At 74.4% G+C, this 17,478-nt stretch carries 16 protein-coding genes; 7 read left to right on the top strand and 9 right to left on the bottom strand.

Features of this window, described 5'->3' with window-relative positions; translation table 11 throughout:
* Positions 1-4: 4 nt before the first annotated feature.
* On the bottom strand, positions 5-1,015 hold the full coding sequence (locus tag ACFC2L_RS12135; RefSeq protein WP_375824556.1) for a thiamine-phosphate kinase: 1,011 nt from the start codon (positions 1,013-1,015) through the stop codon (positions 5-7).
* 64 nt (positions 1,016-1,079) lie between these two features.
* Here ACFC2L_RS12135 and ACFC2L_RS12140 point away from each other — a divergent pair, with 64 nt between their 5' ends.
* Positions 1,080-1,634, top strand: a complete 555-nt coding sequence (locus ACFC2L_RS12140; protein ID WP_375824557.1) for a DUF3515 family protein — start codon at positions 1,080-1,082, stop codon at positions 1,632-1,634.
* Between the two features lie 24 nt (positions 1,635-1,658).
* Here ACFC2L_RS12140 and ACFC2L_RS12145 read toward each other — a convergent pair whose 3' ends face one another.
* Positions 1,659-2,828, bottom strand: coding sequence for a D-alanine--D-alanine ligase family protein (locus ACFC2L_RS12145; protein WP_375824558.1), 1,170 nt, complete (start codon positions 2,826-2,828; stop codon positions 1,659-1,661).
* Between the two features lie 240 nt (positions 2,829-3,068).
* On the opposite strand from ACFC2L_RS12145, the gene ACFC2L_RS12150 reads away from it, so the two are divergent.
* The 4 genes from ACFC2L_RS12150 (at position 3,069) to ACFC2L_RS12165 (ending at position 8,051) form a co-directional block, all read left to right on the top strand.
* Positions 3,069-4,499 carry a hemolysin family protein gene (locus tag ACFC2L_RS12150; protein WP_375824559.1) on the top strand — a complete coding sequence of 477 codons (1,431 nt, stop codon included), beginning with the start codon at positions 3,069-3,071 and terminating at the stop codon, positions 4,497-4,499.
* Positions 4,496-5,527, top strand: a complete 1,032-nt coding sequence (locus ACFC2L_RS12155; protein WP_375824560.1) for a hemolysin family protein — start codon at positions 4,496-4,498, stop codon at positions 5,525-5,527. Before ACFC2L_RS12150 ends, ACFC2L_RS12155 begins: the two co-directional genes overlap by 4 nt.
* Positions 5,528-5,608: 81 nt before the next feature.
* Positions 5,609-6,814: an acyl-CoA dehydrogenase family protein gene (locus tag ACFC2L_RS12160; RefSeq protein WP_375824561.1), complete on the top strand. Its 1,206-nt coding sequence runs from the start codon at positions 5,609-5,611 to the stop codon at positions 6,812-6,814.
* Positions 6,815-6,899: 85 nt separating this feature from the next.
* Positions 6,900-8,051 carry a trans-sulfuration enzyme family protein gene (locus ACFC2L_RS12165; protein ID WP_375824562.1) on the top strand — a complete coding sequence of 384 codons (1,152 nt, stop codon included), beginning with the start codon at positions 6,900-6,902 and terminating at the stop codon, positions 8,049-8,051.
* 16 nt (positions 8,052-8,067) lie between these two features.
* On the opposite strand, the gene ACFC2L_RS12170 is transcribed toward ACFC2L_RS12165, so the two are convergent.
* A complete protein-coding gene (locus tag ACFC2L_RS12170) occupies positions 8,068-8,436 on the bottom strand; it encodes a DUF6191 domain-containing protein (protein WP_375824563.1) in 369 nt (122 codons plus the stop codon).
* Between the two features lie 171 nt (positions 8,437-8,607).
* Between ACFC2L_RS12170 and ACFC2L_RS12175 the strand changes: the two genes are divergently transcribed.
* Positions 8,608-9,330 carry a hypothetical protein gene (locus ACFC2L_RS12175; RefSeq protein WP_375824564.1) on the top strand — a complete coding sequence of 241 codons (723 nt, stop codon included), beginning with the start codon at positions 8,608-8,610 and terminating at the stop codon, positions 9,328-9,330.
* 27 nt (positions 9,331-9,357) lie between these two features.
* On the opposite strand, the gene ACFC2L_RS12180 is transcribed toward ACFC2L_RS12175, so the two are convergent.
* The 6 genes from ACFC2L_RS12180 to ACFC2L_RS12205 form a co-directional block, all read right to left on the bottom strand.
* A complete protein-coding gene (locus ACFC2L_RS12180) occupies positions 9,358-10,407 on the bottom strand; it encodes an NAD(P)H-dependent glycerol-3-phosphate dehydrogenase (protein WP_375824687.1) in 1,050 nt (349 codons plus the stop codon).
* 29 nt (positions 10,408-10,436) lie between these two features.
* Positions 10,437-11,162, bottom strand: coding sequence for a lysophospholipid acyltransferase family protein (locus tag ACFC2L_RS12185; RefSeq protein ID WP_375824565.1), 726 nt, complete (start codon positions 11,160-11,162; stop codon positions 10,437-10,439).
* Positions 11,163-11,194: 32 nt separating this feature from the next.
* A complete protein-coding gene (locus ACFC2L_RS12190; RefSeq protein ID WP_375824566.1) occupies positions 11,195-11,800 on the bottom strand; it encodes a DNA-binding response regulator in 606 nt (201 codons plus the stop codon).
* Complete coding sequence (locus ACFC2L_RS12195; protein ID WP_375824567.1) at positions 11,797-13,101, bottom strand: sensor histidine kinase; 1,305 nt, start codon at positions 13,099-13,101, stop codon at positions 11,797-11,799. Before ACFC2L_RS12195 ends, ACFC2L_RS12190 begins: the two co-directional genes overlap by 4 nt.
* A 76-nt stretch (positions 13,102-13,177) precedes the next feature.
* Positions 13,178-14,494, bottom strand: a complete 1,317-nt coding sequence (murA, locus tag ACFC2L_RS12200; protein WP_375824568.1) for a UDP-N-acetylglucosamine 1-carboxyvinyltransferase — start codon at positions 14,492-14,494, stop codon at positions 13,178-13,180.
* A gap of 325 nt (positions 14,495-14,819) precedes the next feature.
* Positions 14,820-15,860, bottom strand: a complete 1,041-nt coding sequence (locus tag ACFC2L_RS12205; protein ID WP_375824570.1) for an adenosine deaminase — start codon at positions 15,858-15,860, stop codon at positions 14,820-14,822.
* 193 nt (positions 15,861-16,053) lie between these two features.
* Here ACFC2L_RS12205 and ACFC2L_RS12210 point away from each other — a divergent pair, with 193 nt between their 5' ends.
* Positions 16,054-17,418 (top strand): lytic polysaccharide monooxygenase, encoded by a 1,365-nt coding sequence (locus ACFC2L_RS12210; protein ID WP_375824571.1) that lies wholly within the window; start codon positions 16,054-16,056, stop codon positions 17,416-17,418.
* Positions 17,419-17,478 lie beyond the last annotated feature (60 nt).

Genomic DNA, 17,478 nt, shown 5'->3' on the forward strand with positions numbered 1-17,478 from the left:
GCGCTCAGGCGCGGAAGTGGTCCCAGCCCGTCGCGCGGTGCGCGACGGCACCGTCGACCCGCGCTCCGGCGCCGTCGCCGTCCGCGGTGCGCACCGTGCCGACCGCCCGGAACCCGGCGGGCAGGTCGGCGTCGGCGGGGAACGCCGCGAGCAGCGCGTGGTCCTCGCCTCCCGACAGCACCCACCCGTCGGCGCGGTCGCCGGCGTCCTCCCAGGGAACGTCCCCGCCGGACCCGCCGAGCGCGGAGGCCGCCGTCAGCAGCCGGTCGCGGTCCGCTCCGAGGGCGGCGAGCTCCAGGTCCACGACGACGCCGCTCGCCCGCGCCATCCGGCCCGCGTCCCGCAGGAGCCCGTCGGACACGTCCATCATCGCCGTCGCGCCCGCGTCGGCGGCCACGGGCCCCGCGGTGAGCGGGGGGTCGGGGCGCAGGTGCGCGGCGACGAGCGCGTCGTCGACGTCCGCACGTCCGGCGTCGAGCAGCGCGAGCCCCGCCGCGGACCGGCCGAGGCTCCCCGCGAGCGCGACGACGTCGCCCGGCCGGGCGCCGGAGCGCAGCACGGGCTCGCGGCCCTCGAGGTCGCCGTGGACGGTGACCGCGACGACGACCTGGTCCCCTCCCGAGAGGTCCCCGCCGACGACCGCGGCACCGAGGGGCGTGCACGCGTCGGCGAGCCCGCGCGCGAGGCCCGTGACCCAGTCGACGGGCAGGTCGCCCGGCATGACGAGCGAGACGACGAGCGCCGCGGGGCGCGCGCCCATCGACACCACGTCGGCGAGGTTCTGCACCGCGGCCCGCCACCCGACGTCGTACCCGGACGACCAGCGCCGGCGGAAGTGCCGGTCCTCGACGAGGACGTCGGTCGACACGACGTAGCGGCCGTCGGGCGCCGCGACGACGGCGCAGTCGTCCCCCGGCCCGACGAGGGTGGTCGGCGCGGTGGGCAGCAGGGGGAAGATCCGGGCGAGGAGCGCCTCCTCGGGCACGTCGCGGACCAGCAGGGGCGTCTCGCTCACGCCGCCACCCTAGCCGCCGCCCGGGCGGTCACGGGCACCCTCCGCGGGCCGCTACGGTGGTCGCGTGCTCGACGCCGTCCCTCCCGCCTCACCATCCTCCCGCCCCGGCCCGTCCCGGCCTCGCCGGTCGCGCCCCCTCGCCCAGGTGCTCGCCGTGCCCGCGCTCCTCGGCGTCGTCGCGGCGACCGCCGCGTGCGCGCCGAGCATCGGCGTCCCCGTGGCGGACGACGCCCAGAACCCGCTGTGCGCGGACGTCGTCCTCGCGCTGCCCGAGACCCTCGGCGAGGACCTGCCGAAGGTCGGGACGACGAGCCAGGCCACCGCGGCCTGGGGCGAGCCGGGTGCCGCGGTGACGCTGCGGTGCGGCGTCGAGGTGCCCGGGCCGACGACGACCGCGTGCCAGAGCGTCGAGTCCGCCGGCGGCACCGTGGACTGGCTCGTCGTCGAGGACGAGGGCACGTGGACGTTCACGACCTACGGGCGCGACCCCGCGGTGCAGGTCGTCGTGCCGCCGGCCGTGACCGAGAGCCACTCCACGTCGTTCATCGCGGACCTGGGCCGCGCGGTCATGGAGGTCCCGCAGACGCGCGCGTGCGTCGGCACGGGCGACGTGGGCTGAGCCCGGCGGGTCGGCGCGGAGGGCTCAGCGCAGGCCGGTGGGCCGCTCGAGCGCGAGCGCGACGAGCTCGTCGATGAGCTCGGGGTAGCTCAGCCCCGACTTCTCCCACATGCGCGGGTACATCGAGAACGGCGTGAAGCCGGGCATCGTGTTGATCTCGTTGACGACGACCTGCTCGTCGGGCGTGACGAAGACGTCGACCCGCGAGAGGCCCTCGGCGCCGACGGCCTCGAACGTCCGGATCGCGATCTCGCGCACGCGCTCCACGAGGTGCTCGGGGAGGTCGGCGGGGCACGAGAGCTCGACCCCGGCCTCGTCGAGGTACTTGGCCTCGAAGTCGTAGAAGTCGTGCGCCTCGCCCATGACGACGATCTCGCCGGGCAGCGACGCGCGCGGGCGCGCGCCCCCACGGCCCCCGAGGACGGCGCACTCGATCTCACGACCGACGACGCCCGCCTCGACGATCACCTTCGGGTCGTGCTCCTGCGCGGCGGCGATGGCGGCGGGCAGGTCCGCGAGGTCGTCGACCTTGGAGATGCCGAGGCTCGACCCGGCGCGCGCCGGCTTGACGAACACGGGCAGGCCGAGGGCCGCAACGGTCTGCGTCCATCCCTCGGGGTCGCGCTCGAACGCGCCCGGGCGGATCACGGTGTACGGGGAGACGGGCAGCCCCTCGCCCGCGAGCACGAGCTTCATGAAGTGCTTGTCCATGCCGACGGCGGACGCCAGGACTCCCGCGCCGACGTAGCGGACGTCGGCGAGCTCGAGCATCCCCTGGAGCGTGCCGTCCTCGCCGTAGGGCCCGTGGAGCAGCGGGAAGACGACGTCCACCTCGCCGAGCACGCGCGGCACGTCGCCCGGGGTGAGCACGCGCAGCTCCCGGCGCCCGGTCGACAGCGGCAGGATGACCTCCTCGCCGGTCGGCTCGACCTGCGGCAGGCGCCCTTCCGTGATCTCCCAGCGCGCGGGCTCGTCGGCCGCGAGGACCCACTCCCCCGTCGGCGTGATCCCGACCGGGACGACGTCGTACCGCGACCGGTCGATCGCGCGCAGCACGCCCGCGGCGGTCGCGGCGGAGATGGCGTGCTCGCCGGAGCGGCCGCCGAACAGCACGAGGACGCGGGGCTTGCGGGGCGCGCCGGTGGGGTGCTCGTCGGTGGACGGCACGGACCGGTCGGGGCTCTGGCTGGACATCGCGGACGACCCTACCGGACGCCCGCTCGCGCCCCGACGCGCACGGCTCCCTCCCCCAGGGCTCCCCGAAACTTCCCCCGGGAACGATCCGGGGCCGTCCTGCGTTGGGAGTGCCGTGGAAGACACGACTCTCGAGGCCCCCGCGGCCGACGACCCCGACCATAGTCCCGGCCGCACCGGCCCCGGCAGCGAGCGGACGCGCGAACGCGTCCCCGACGACCGGAGGGCGGTGCGGGCACGATGACGACCTTCCTCCCCCTCCTGCTCGGGCTCCTCGTGGTTCTCGCGATCACGGCGGCGACGGCGTACTTCGTCGCCCAGGAGTTCGCCTACATGACCGTCGACCGCTCCCGCCTGGGGGCCAAGGCGGAGGCCGGCGACGAGCCGGCCCGGCGCGCGCTCGCCGTCACCCGGCGCACGTCCTTCGTCCTGTCCGGGGCCCAGCTCGGGATCACCGTGACGGGCCTGCTCGTCGGCTACGTGGCCGAGCCCCTCATCGGCGAGTCGCTGGGCACGATGCTCGGCGGCGTGGGCGTCCCCCAGGGTGTCGGCGTGGCGGTGGGCACCGTCCTCGCCCTCGTGCTGTCGACGATCATCCAGATGCTCTTCGGCGAGCTGTTCCCCAAGAACCTCGCCATCGCGCGGCCCGAGCCGCTCGCGAAGGGCCTGGCCCGGTCCACGACCGCCTACCTCACGGTGTTCGGCTGGCTCATCGCGGTGTTCGACAAGGCGTCCAACGCCCTGCTGCGCCTGCTCAAGATCGAGCCGGTGCACGACGTCGACAACACCGCGACCGCGCGCGACCTCGAGCACATCGTGGCCGACTCGCGCGAGAGCGGGGACCTGCCCGACGAGCTCTCCGTGCTGCTCGACCGCATCCTCGACTTCCCCCAGCGGGACGTCGAGCACGCGATGATCCCCCGCTCTCGCGTCGGGACGGTCCGCCCCGAGGCGACCGTCACCGAGGTCCGCGAGCTCATGGCCCGTGCCCACACCCGCTACCCCGTGGTCGACGAGACGGACCAGCCGCTCGGCGTCGTCCAGCTCGCCGACGTCCTGGCGACCGACCTGCCCGACGACGCGCCCGTCACCGCGCTCATGCGCCCGGCGGTCGTGCTGCCCACGGCCATGACGCTGCCCGACGCGCTCGGTCAGCTCAACTCCACGCGCAACCAGCTGGCGTGCGTCATCGACGAGTACGGCGGGTTCACCGGCGTGCTCACGGTCGAGGACCTCGCCGAGGAGCTCGTGGGCGAGATCACCGACGAGCACGACCCGGAGCAGCCCGTCACCGTCACGGCCGAGGACGACGGCGTGTGGGTCATGGGCGGCGACGTCCACGTCGACGAGGCGGAGCGCGCCCTCGGGCACGACCTGCCGCGCGGCGACCACGAGACGGTCTCCGGCCTCCTCATCGCCCAGCACGGCGCCCTGCCGCGCGCGGGCGACACGATCGAGGTGCCGCTGCCGGACGACCCGGCCGACCTCGTCCACGACGAGCCCGTGCACCGCACGCTCGTCGTCGACGTCCTGTCGGTCGAGCGGCACGTGCCGCGCCTCGTGCGCGTCCGGCTCGTGGAGCAGCGGGGCGACGCCCCCGCCACCGACGAGACGGACGAGAGCGCCCGACCGACCACACGCCCGACGACCGCTGCGGAGGAGTCCCGATGAGCAACCCCTGGGTCGTCGTCGCGGCGACCGTCGCGATCATCACGCTGAGCGCGTTCTTCGTCGCCGTGGAGTTCGCGCTCCTCGGCGCCAAGCGGCACCGCCTCGAGGACGCCGCTCCCACGAGCCGGGCGGCGCGCGCCGCGCTGCGCAGCTCGAACGAGCTGACCCTGCTCATGGCGGGCGCGCAGCTCGGCATCACGGCGTGCACCCTCGCGCTCGGCGCCATCACCAAGCCCGCGGTGCACCACTGGCTCACCCCGGTCTTCGAGACCTGGGGCGCGCCGCTGTGGGCCGCCGACGTCGCGGGCTTCGTGCTCGCGCTGATCGTCGTGACGTTCCTGCATCTCGTCATCGGGGAGATGGCGCCCAAGTCGTGGGCGATCGCCCACCCGGAGCGCTCGGCCACCCTGCTGGCGCTCCCGATGCGCGGGTTCATGTGGGCGTTCCGTCCGCTCCTGCGCTGGCTCAACGCGCTCGCGAACCGCTGCGTGCGGGCCGTGGGCGTCGAGCCTGTCGAGCACGTCGAGGGCGGCGGGCAGGACCCCGCGACCCTGCGGCACCTCGTCGAGCACTCGGCGAACGTCGGCGCGCTCGAGGCGTCGTACCGCGTCCAGATCTCCGGTGTCATCGAGCTGGAGACCCTCACCGTCGACGCTCTCGTGCCCGCGGAGGGCCGACCCACGTCGGTCCCGGCGACCGCCACGGCCGCGGACGTGCGCGCCGCGTCCGCCCGGTCGGGGCACCTGCGCATCCTCGTCGAGAACGGGAGCGTCGTGCCGAAGGTCGTGCACGTGCGCGACACGCTGCTGGAGCCCGACGACCGGCCCGCCGGGGAGCTCGCGCGCCCCGGGTTCGTCCTCGCGTCCGGGACGACCGTGCACGCCGCGCTCGCACGCATGCGCGAGTCGAGCGAGCAGCTCGCGGTCGTCATGGACGGCGAGCGGTTCGTCGGCGTCGTGACGCTCGCCGACGTGCTGCGCCGGATCCTGCCGGCCCCGGAAGATCCGGTGCCCGCGCTCGTCGGCTGACCGGCCCGGCGTACGGTGGAGGGGCCTCGGCGACGCACGTCGCCGGGGCCCCTCGCCGTCCGCCCCGACCGAAGGCAGGCCATGCCCACGCCCGTCGCCCCGTCGTCCTCCCCCTCCCCCTTCGCTCCCCCGTTCCCCGAGCCCCGCACCCTCCTGTCCGACGACCTGCTCGCCGCTGTCCGCGACCGCGCGGCCGGCTACGACCGCGACAACGCGTTCTTCGACGAGGACCTGGCGGCGCTCACCGACGCGGGGTACCTGCGCGCGCTCGTCCCCGCGTCCTTCGGCGGCGCCGGGCTCGGCCTGCGCGAGGTCGCGCACGAGCAGGCGCGCCTCGCGGGCGCGGCCCCCGCGACGGCGCTCGCGGTGAACATGCACCACGTGTGGACCGGCGTCGCGCGCTACCTGCACGAGCGCGGAGACTCCTCGCTCGACTGGCTGCTCGAGGAGGCGAGCCGGGGCGAGGTGTTCGGCTTCGGCTACTCCGAGGGCGGCAACGACCTCGTCCTCCTGGGCTCGCGCACCGAGGCACGGCCCGACGGCGCGGGCGGCTACACGTTCCACGGCCGCAAGATCTTCACGTCGAACTCGCCCGCCTGGACCCGACTCGGGGTCCTCGGGCTCGACACGACGTCCGACGACGCACCCCGCCTCGTGCACGCGTTCGTCGCCCGGGACGCGGGCGTCGAGGTGCTCGACGACTGGGACACGATGGGCATGCGCGCGTCGCAGTCCCGCTCGACCGTGCTCGACGGCGCGCACGCGCCCGCCGACCGCGTCGTGCGCCGCCTCGCGCCCGGTCCCACGCTCGACCCGCTCGTCGTCGGGATCTTCACCACGTTCGAGACGCTGCTCGCCTCCGTGTACACCGGGATCGCGGAGCGCGCGCTCGAGCTCGGCGTCGCGGCCGCGCGCCGCCGCACGTCGATGAAGAACGACGGCGCCTCGCTGGCCCAGGACCCTGACGTCCGGTGGCGCCTCGCCGACGCCGCGCTCGCGCTCGACGCGGTCTGGCCGCAGATCGACACCGTCGCGGGCGAGATCGACGCGCTCGTGGACCGCGGTGCCGGCTGGTTCCGCGCGACCGCCGGCCTCAAGGTGCGTGCCACGGAGACGGCGAAGACGGTCGTCGACCAGATGGTGCGCGTCGCGGGCGGGTCGAGCTACTTCGCCGGCAACGAGCTGGGCCGCCTGTACCGCGACGTTCTCGCGGGGATCTTCCACCCCTCCGACGACGAGTCGGCCCACTCGACGGTCGCCCAGTCCCTCCTGGGCACGCTCGCCTGATCCCCTCTCGTCCACCCGCCGAGTCGGGTGGTCAGGGGGTGGTTGTTCGGGGCAGCCGTCGCGCAGGCGGGCGTACGCTGCGGCCATGAGCGACCCGCACGTGCCCGCCGCCCTCTCCCCCGCGACCGTCGCCGTCGCCGCCGGACGGCCCGAGCGCGCGCAGGGCGCGCCCGTGAACCCGCCGATCGTCTTGTCCTCGACATACGTCTCGCAGGGTGTACAGCAACCCGGCGAGCTCCTGTACACGCGCATGGACACCGAGACGTGGCACCCGTTCGAGGAGGCGCTCGCCGCGCTCGAGGGTGCCGCGGAACCGGGCGTGGTGTTCGCCTCGGGGATGGCCGCGGTCGCGGCCGTCTTCTCCTTCGTGCCGGCCGGCGGCAAGGTCGTGCTCCCGCGGCACGCCTACCAGGTGACGCTCGGCTTCGCGGACGACCTCGCCGCGCGCGCGGGCGTGGAGGTCGTCCGCGTCGACGTCGCGGACACCGAGCAGGTGCTCGACGCGCTCGACGGCGCCTCGCTCCTGCTCGTCGAGTCGCCGACGAACCCCATGCTCGAGGTCGCGGACCTGCCGGTGCTCCTCGCCGCCGCGCGCGAGCGTGGCGTCCTCACCGCCGTCGACAACACGTTCGCGACCCCGCTCGGGCAGCAGCCGCTCGCGCACGGCGCCGACGTCGTCGTGCACTCGGTGACCAAGTACCTCGCCGGGCACTCCGACGTCGTCCTCGGCGCCGCGGTGGCCCGGACGCCCGAGCTCGTCGCGGCGCTGCGCGCGTACCGGACCCTGCACGGCTCGATCCCCGGGCCGTTCGAGGTGTGGCTCGCGCTGCGCGGCCTGCGCACCCTCGCCCTGCGTGTCGAGCGCGCCCAGGCGAACGCGGCCGAGCTGGCCAGGAGGCTCGCCGACCACCCCGACGTCGTCGAGGTGCGCCACCCGAGCCTGCCGACGGACCCCGGTCACGAGCGTGCGTCGCGCCTCATGACCGGCTACGGGTCGATCCTCGGGGTCCGGCCGCGCGGCGGGGCACCGGGTGCCGACGCGGTCGTCGCGGCCGTGCGCCTGTGGGTGCCGGCGACGAGCCTCGGCGGCGTGGAGTCGAGCCTCGAGCGTCGGCGCCGGTTCGCGACCGAGTCCCGCACGGTCCCCGAGGACCTGCTGCGGCTCTCCGTGGGCATCGAGGACGTCGAGGACCTCTGGCGGGACCTCGACCGAGCGCTGCGGGCTCCCGCCGGCTGACCTCCTCCGAGGTGCGCTACCGCGCCTCGACGTCCGGGCGCCCGGGCGGCGACGGGTGGGGCGTGTCCGCCGGGTCGGTCGGGTCCGTCGGGACGTAGAAGACGCCGTCGTCGAGGTCGACGTCGAACGGACGCCCCTCCGCGGGGCGCTGCACGATGTCGAGGCGCTGGCGCTCCTTCTCCTCGGTGAGGTGCGTGCGGCTCGGCTGGAAGATCTCGACGATCTCGCCGAACATGCCCGACGACGCGCTCTCGCCCCCGCCCGCGTCGCGGCGGGCGCGCGCCTCGGCGCCGGAGGTGAAGCGCGTGATCCCGACGACGAGCAGCACCGTGAGTGCGACCACGACGAGCAGGCCCGCCACGTCTGCGCCGATCCCCTGCAGCATCCTCCGAGACTAACGTCGACCACCCGGACCGGACCACTGCGGCGAGGGCCCGCGCGCGCACGACCCCGGGACGGCGTCGAGGGCGCGCCGAGACACCGCCGTGACCCGACCGGCACCGGACCGTGCTCTGCCCGCCGCGCGGGCGTGACCTGCGCTTTCTACGATCGAGTCATGAGGACACGACGAGCGGTGCAGACCGGAAGCCGACGAGGACGACGCGCCCTGGCGAGGTCGCGGCGACGCCCCGCGGCAGCGGCCGCGGCGGCGGGGCTGGTCCTGGTCCTCGCCGCGTGCACGCCGGGCGGCACGGACGACTCCCCGTCGCCGTCGGGCACCGCGACGAGCGACTCGCCCAGCCCCACGGGCTCGCCGTCCGACGAGCCGGGCGAGAGCCCGACGGACGACTCGTGGACGCCCGCCGACGACGCGACCGAGGCACCGCTCCCGTTCCCTGCGAACACCGATCCCGACATCCAGGACCCCTCCGCGGACGCGGCGCTCACCGTGACGGACGTCCGGGTCGGGCACCACGACGGGTTCGACCGCGTCGTCTTCGAGCTCGGCGGCACCGGGACGCCGGGCTGGCGCGTCGAGTACGTCGACCAGCCCGTCGACGACGGCAAGGGCGACGTCGTCGCGGTCGACGGCGACGCCTACCTCCAGGTCATGATCTCCGGCTCGGGGTACCCCATGGACACCGGCGTCGACGAGTACGCGGGACCCAACCCGGTGCGCGCGGGGGACGACGGCGAGGTCGAGGAGGTCCTGCTGCGCGGGGTCTTCGAGGGCTACACGCAGGCGTTCGTCGGGGTCGACGACGAGCAGCGCCCGTTCCGGGTGTTCTCGCTCGAGGACCCGACGCGCGTGGTCGTCGACGTCCGCGACGACGACTGACGTCCGCAGCGGTCGCCGCGGTCGGCGTCAGCGCTCTGCCGAGATCCCCTCCGCCTTCTGCGGTCGCGCGAGGAGGCCGCGCGCCATCTCGTCGACCGGCATGCCCTCATGCAGCACCGCGACGACCCCCGCCGTGATCGGCATCTCGACGCCCACCTTCCGCGCGAGCTCGAGGACCGACCGGCAGGACTTGACGCCCTCGGCCGTGCCGCCGGTCGCGGCGATCGCGTCGTCGAGGCTCAGCCCCTGGCCGATGTGCTTGCCGAGCGTGTGGTTGCGCGAGAGCGGCGACGAGCACGTCGCGACGAGGTCGCCCATGCCCGCGAGGCCGGCGAACGTCGCCGCGTCGGCACCGAGCACGAGGCCCAGGCGCGTGATCTCGACGAGGCCACGGGTGATGACGGTGGCCGTGGTGTTCCAGCCGAAGCCCCGGCCCTGCGCGATGCCCACGGCGAGCGCGATGACGTTCTTGACCGCCCCGCAGAGCTCGACCCCGACGACGTCGCGGTTGGTGTAGGGACGGAAGTACGACGACGAGCACGCCCGCGCCACGTACCGCGCCACGTCCTCGTCGACGCACGACACGACGGTCGCCGTCGGCTGACGGTGCGCGATCTCCCGCGCCAGGTTGGGGCCCGAGACCACGGCGACGCGCTCGGGCGGCAGCCCGAGGGACTCCGCGACCACCTCGCTCATGCGGCGGTCCGTGCTCAGCTCGACGCCCTTCATGAGCGAGACCGCGACGGCGTCGGGCTCCAGGTGCGGGCGCAGCTCGGCGAGCGTCGTGCGCGCGACCTGCGAGGGGATCGCGACGACCACCAGGCCCGCCCCGGCGAGCGCGTCGCGCGCGTCGGTCGTGGCCCGGATCCCCGCGGGCAGCTCGATGCCCGGCAACCGCTTCTCGTTGCGGCGCGAGAAGTTCACCTGCGCGGCGACCTCGGGGTCGCGGCCCCACAGGCGGACCTCGCAGCCGGCGTCGGCGAGCACCGCGGCGAACGTCGTGCCCCAGCTCCCCGAGCCGAGGACCGCCGCGACGACGCGTTCCGCGGCAGGGGCGTCGTCCGTGCCGGACGGGATCGGGCTGATCTCGACGGTCTGGTCCCCGGTCACCGGCGGCGCTCCGAACCCGGGTGCTGACGCACGTCGAAGCGCTCCGCGGGCGCCTTCGCGCCACGGATCTCCTCGAGCTGGCGCGTGATCGCCGCCATGATGCGCTCCGTCGCCTCGCGCAGCGTCGCGGTGTCCTGCGGACGGTCGTAGAGGTCGGACAGGTCGACGGGCGGGCCCGCGTGCACGGCGACCCGCTTGGGCGGGATCGGCTTGAACACCTTGCCGTACGGAGCGAGGAGCTGCTCGGCGCCCCACTGCGCGATGGGCACGACGGGGGCGCGGCTCGTCAGGGCGAGGCGCGCGACGCCCGTCTTGCCGACCATGGGCCAGCCGTCGGGGTCGCGCGTCAGCGTCCCCTCGGGGAAGAACACGACGCACTCCCCCTCGTCGAGGCGCGCGGTGGAGTCGACGAGGGACTGCGCGGCGCCCGACGTGCCGCGGTGCACCGGGATCATGCCCGTGCGGCGCAGGATGCCGCCCAGGACCGGCACGGTGAACAGCGACGCCTTGGCCGTGATCTTGGGGGCGCGTCCCTGGTCGTAGAGGAAGTGCGCGAGCGTCAACGGGTCGAACTCCGTGACGTGGTTCGCCGCGGCGATGAAGCCGGTCGGGGGCAGGTTCTCCGCACCGCGCCAGTCACGGCGGGTGATCGCGAAGAGGATCGGGCGCAGCAAGAACGCGAGGTTCTTGTACGCGCGCGGGGTCTCGGGCAGGCTCGGCACGGTCACCGAGCCTACCGGGCGCGGCACTCCGCTCAGATCCAGCCGTGCCGCCGCGCCACGTGCGCCGCCTCGTGGCGGTTCGCCGCCCCGAGCTTCGCGGCGGCCGACGACAGGTAGTTGCGCACCGTCCCGGGGGCGAGGTGGGCGCGCGTCGCGATCTCCTCGACGGGCGCCCCGTCGGCGGCGAGCTCGAGCACGTCCGCCTCGCGCGCGGTGAGCGGGCTGGCGCCCGCGGCGATCGCCTCCGCGGCGAGCTCGGGGTCGACGTAGCGGCCGCCGTCGCGCACCTGCCGCACGACGTCCGCGAGGACGCGCGACGAGACCGTCTTGGGCAGGAACCCGCGCGCACCTGCCTCCAGCGCCCGCTTGAGGTACCCGGGCCGCCCGTGGCTCGTGACGATCACCACACCGCACGACGGCAGGTCGTGGGCGAGGCGCTGCGCGACCTCGACCCCGTCGAGTCCTGGCATCTGGAGGTCGAGCACCGCGACGTCGGGCTGGAGCTTGAGCGCGGCGGCGACGGCCTCGGGGCCGGAGGCCGCCTGCGCCACGACCTCCAGGTCGTCCTCGAGCGCCAGGAGCGACGCGACGGCGTCGCGGATGAGGTTCTCGTCGTCGGCGAGCAGGATGCGGATCACGCGCGCGTGGTCCTCTCGGTGGTGGGGGCGGGAAGGACGGGGGCGGGGCCCCGCGCCGGCTCCCCCCGCGCGGCGCCGTCGTCGGGCACGCGCGCGACGAGGCCGTACCGACCGCCGTCGGACCACGTCTGCAGGCTCCCGCCCGCACCCTCCAGCCGCTCCCGGAGCCCCACCAGCCCCGAGCCGCGCCCGTCGCCCGACCCCGCGGGCGCGCCGTCGTTGACGATCTCCACCACGCTCGACACCCGGTCCCGGTGCACCGTGATCGTGCACGCGCGAGCCGTGGAGTGCCGCACGACGTTCGTGACGCCCTCGCGCACGGCCCACGCGAGCGCCTCCTGCGCCGCGGTCCCGACCGGCGTCTCGTCGCCGTGCACGGTCGTCTCGATGCCCGCCGAGCGCAGCACGGAGCGCGCGCCCACGAGCTCGGCGCCGAGGTCCGCGGTGCGGTACCCGGCGACGACGGCGCGCACCTCGCGCAGCGCGTCCTGCGCGATCCGGCGCACCTCGAGCATCTGCTCCTCCGCGCCGGGACGACCCCGGGCCGCCAGCTCGGCGGCGAGCTCGCTCTTCACGGCGACGACGGACAGCGTCCGGCCGAAGACGTCGTGCAGGTCGCGGGAGAACCGCAGCCGCTCCTCCGCGACGGCGAGCCGCGCGTGGAGCACGCGCGTGCGCTCCTGCTCCCACACGATGCCGAGCATCCACACGGAGACGCGGTACGACCCGAACACCGCGACGAGCATGATCGTGCCCGACAGGCCGAGGCCGAACGCCAGGCCCGCGGTCGTCGACGTGACCGGCCCGGTCCCGACCCACACGGAGCACCCCGTGACCGCGCCGAACAGGAGACCGAGGAGGGCGAGGCGCCGGAAGGTCAGCAGGGGCACGACCGCGAGCGTGCCGAACCCGAACCCGAGCAGGAGCGCGTAGTACCGGGCGCTCCCGGCGACGTCCTCCGCCGACCCGACGGGGAAGGTCCAGAACCCGACCACCGCGACCGCGACGGACGCGGCACCGTGGAGGGCGAGCAGCCACGGCCTCACCGCGGGTCCCCCGAGGAAGTGCACCACGCCCGCGCGCAGCACGGCGATGCTCGTCGTCGTGTGCACCAGCACGAGCAGCAACCACGCCCCGACGACTCCCGGCCGGAACGTCTGGTCGGTGCCGACGAGCGCGAGCGCGAGGAACGGCTCGAACAGCGAGAGCAGGTAGAGCGACCAGCGCGTGTAGGCGTCGAACCGCTCGGGCGCGGTCCGACGGCTCCACACGTCGAGGAACGTGCGTGGTCGGGTGATCACGTCGACCAGCGTCCCACGCGCGCCCGTCGCACCGCCGTGACAGGCGTCATGACCTGCGGCGACGGACGCTGCCGGGTCAGCCGCGACGGACGTCGGCGCCGAGCGCGACCAGCTTGTCCTGGAAGTTCTCGTAGCCGCGGTCGATGAGGCTGATGCCGCGCACGGTGGAGGTGCCCTTCGCCGCGAGGGCCGCGATGAGGTGGGAGAAGCCGCCGCGCAGGTCGGGGACCTCGATGTCGGCCGCGGCCAGCGGCGTCGGGCCGGAGATCACCGCGGAGTGGTGGAAGTTGCGCTGGCCGAACCGGCAGTCGCGCCCGCCGAGGCACTCCTTGTAGACCTGGATCGTGGCGCCCATGCCGCGCAGCGCGTCGGTGAAGCCGAACCGGTTCTCGTACACCGTCTCGTGCACGATCGACAGGCCCTTGGCCTGGGTGAGCGCGACGACGAGCGGCTGCTGCCAGTCGGTCATGAACCCGGGGTGCACGTCGGTCTCGAGCACGATCGGGTTCAGGTCGCCGCCCGGGTGCCAGAACCGGATGCCGTCGTCCTGCACGTCGAACCGGCCGCCGACCTTGCGGAACGTGTTGAGGAACGTCATCATCTCGGGCTGCGTCGCGCCCTTGACCGTGATGTCGCCGCCCGTGGCGAGCGCGGCCGACGCCCAGGACGCCGCCTCGATGCGGTCGCCGAGCGCGGTGTGCGTGTACCCGTCGAGGCGGTCCACGCCCTCGATGCGGATCACGCGGTCGGTGTCGACCGAGATGATCGCGCCCATCTTCTGCAGGACGGCGATGAGGTCCATGATCTCGGGCTCGATCGCGGCGTTCGCCAGCTCCGTGATGCCCTCGGCGCGCACGGCCGTGAGCAGGAGCTGCTCGGTCGCACCCACCGACGGGTACGGCAGCGCGATCTTGGTGCCCTGGAGGCGGCGCGGGGCGCGGATGTGGATCCCGTTCTCGCGCTTGTCCACGACCGCGCCGAACTGGCGCAGGATGTCCAGGTGGTAGTTGATCGGCCGGTCGCCGATCCGGCACCCGCCCAGGTCGGGGATGAACGCCTCGCCCAGGCGGTGCAGCAGCGGGCCGCAGAACAGGATCGGGATGCGGCTCGAGCCCGCGTGCGCGTCGATGTCCGCGACGTGCGCCGACTCGACGTTGGAGGGGTCCAGGTCGAGGATCCCCGCGTCCGGGTCGGACTTGACCGCCACGCCGTGCAGCTCCAGCAGCCCCGTCACGACGCCGACGTCGCGGATCTGCGGCACGTTGCGCAGCACGCTCGGCGACTCCCCCAGCAACGACGCCACCATCGCCTTGGACACGAAGTTCTTCGCGCCCCGCACGGTGATCGTCCCGTCCAGCGGGGTCCCGCCGTTGACGTACAGCACATCCTTCATGAGCTCTGGTCGCCCTCTCGCCAAGCCTGTGGTCGTGGTGCTCCTGCGGGCAGGGGCCCGCGTGCGGGGCCGCGGACGGCCGTTCCGCGCGCGGTCCCGTGCGTGCCAACGTGCGGCACCCGGAGATTATTCACCCCCTGCGGGGGTGCTCGCCGCCGAGCCGACGGCGGCGGCGGTCCCCGACACGTTACTCCCCGGTACGTCTGCGCGGGACGAGCGCCCAGAACCGCGAGGCAGAGCCCCGGTCCCGCGAGGGAGAGGCGTGGTCATGACCACGCCTCTCCCTCGGCGGACCGGGGCTCTCCCTCGGTGCGGCGGGCGCGGGTCAGACTGCGGTCGCGTCGTACGCGGCGACGTACCGGTCGATCTCGGCGAGGAAGGCGGCCCGCTGGGAGTCGCCCAGCCACGACGCCTCGAACGAGTTGCGCGCGAGCTGCACGACCTCCTCCGTTGTCAGGTCCGCCGCGTCCGCGAGCGCCAGGTAGTTGTCGGCGACGTAGCCGCCGAAGTACGCGGGGTCGTCCGAGTTCACCGTGACGCGCACGCCCGACCGCAGCAGGCCCGCGATCTCGGTCGCCTTCATGTCGTCGGTGACGAACGAGTTCGAGACGGGGCAGCACGTGAGCCCGAGGCCGCGCTCGCGCACGACGTCGACGAGCGCCGGGTCCTCGACGACGTTCGTGCCGTGGTCCACGCGGTCGACGCCGATCTCGTCGAGCACGGTGCGGATGTTGTCGATGCTGCCCACCTGGTCGATGTCGCAGTGCATCGTCAGCCGGTAGCCGAGCTCGCGGGCGCGCGCGAACACCTCGGCGAACTTCTGCGGCGGGTTGTCGCGCTCGTCGGAGTCGAGCCCGACGCCCAGGATCTTGTCCCGGAACGGCACCGACGCCTCGAGCGTCTCGGCCGCGCTCTGCGCCGAGTGGTCGCGCAGGAAGCACAGGATGAGGTGCGCGTCGACGCCGTGCCGGGCCGGCGCCTCGGCCGCGGCACGGTGGTAGCCCGTCACGACCGCCTCGAACGGCACCCCGCGCGACGTGTGCGCCTGCGGGTCGAAGAACATCTCGGCGTGCTTGACGCCGTCGGCGGCCGCGCGGGCGAGGTACGCGTCCGCGAGCTCGTAGAAGTCGTCCGCCGTCTGCAGCACCTCCATCGCCGGGTAGTACACGGCGAGGAAGCTCGTCAGGGAGTCGAAGGCGTACGTCGCGCGCACCTCCTCGACCGTCGTCTGGCCGATGTCGATCCCGTTCTTCTGCGCGAGCCGCAGCTTGAGGTCGGGCTCGAGCGTGCCCTCCAGGTGCAGGTGCAGCTCCGCCTTGGGCAGGCCGGTGACGAACTCACGGGTGGGCGTCGTGGGCGCGGGCATGGGTCTCCTTCTCGGGTCGGTGTCCCCCGCCCCCATCCTCCCCCGTGCCCGACGCCGGGGCGCACCCTCCCACCGGACGGCCGCACCGGCGTCGGGTCGGCGCCGGTCCGAATCGATTAGGCGGCTGCCCCCGAGGGTGGGGTGCGAGGCATGGTCGTCGTGTTCGACATCCGAGAGCGAAGGAGCTGGAGAGATGCGACGCATTGCAGCGTGGGCCGCCGCGGCGGTCCTCGGCGCGGCCGGCCTCGTGGCGGCCTCGCCACCCGCCCCGGCGGCCGCGCACGGGGCGGAGGTGTTCCCGGGGAGCCGCCAGTACCTGTGCTGGGTGGACGGCCAGACGGGCAACGGCCAGGTCGACCCGCAGAACGAGGCGTGCGCGAACGCCTACGCGGTCAGCGGGACCTCGGCGTACTACAACTGGTTCGGCAACCTGGACTCGAACGGCGCGGGCCGGACGGTCGGCTACATACCCGACGGCCAGATCTGCGACGGCGGGGGACGCGGCCCGTACGACTTCAGCGGGTTCAACGCCGTGCGGGACGACTGGCCCCGGACGCACCTGACCGCCGGGGAGACGTACCAGTTCCAGCACAACAACTGGGCCGAGCACCCCGGGCGCTTCGACGTGTACGTGACGCGCGAGGGCTGGGACCCGTCCGGCCCGCTCGCCTGGAGCGACCTCGAGCTGGTCGACTCCATGACCGACCCGCCCGACACCGGCGGGCCCGGTGCTCTGAACTACTACTACTGGGACGTCACCCTCCCGGCCGACCGCACCGGCGACCACATGGTCTTCACCCACTGGGTCCGCTCGGACAGCAACGAGAACTTCTACTCGTGCTCGGACGTCGCGTTCGACGGCGGAGACGGCGAGGTCACGGGGATCGGCGACGACCGCGGCGAGCCGACCGAACCCGCGTGCCCCGACGAGGCGCCGGGCGCCCCGGGGACGGTGATGGCCATGTCCGTCACCGCGACCGGTGCGCACGTCATGTGGGGAGCCGCCGAGTCCGGGTGCGTCACCGGGTACGACGTCCTCGACCCCGGCACCGGACAGGTGGTCGCGAGCACCGACGGGTCACCCATGGTCGACCTCGACGGGCTCGAGCCCGACACCGCGTACACCCTGGAGGTCCGGTCCCGGAACGACCACACCGGGGCGGTCTCCGGGACCCGGACGGTCACGTTCACCACGCTGGACGACGGCGGCACCCCCGAGCAGCCCACGGGCGCGTGCACCGTCGACTACTCCGCGGCCGCCTGGGGCGGCGCCAGCACCGGGTACACCGCGTCGGTCACGGTGACCAACACGTCCGCGGCGACCGTGGACGACTGGGTCGTCACGTTCGACTACCCCGGGGGCCAGCGGGTCGACGCACCGGGATGGAGCGCGACCGTCGCCCAGTCGGGCACCACGGTCACGGCGACCCACCCGGCGTGGCAGTCGAGCATCGCGCCGGGGCAGTCGGTCACGTTCGGCTACAACGGCGCGACCACGACGGCCGGAGCGCACCCCGACCCCACCGGGTTCACGCTCGACGGGGCCGCCTGCGACTGACGCGCGCGACGACGGTGGGCCGGCGGTGGGCCGACGGGGACCGACCCGTCGGCCCACCCA

It is taken from the genome of Cellulosimicrobium sp. NPDC055967, assembly GCF_042269845.1.
Classification (GTDB): domain Bacteria; phylum Actinomycetota; class Actinomycetes; order Actinomycetales; family Cellulomonadaceae; genus Cellulosimicrobium.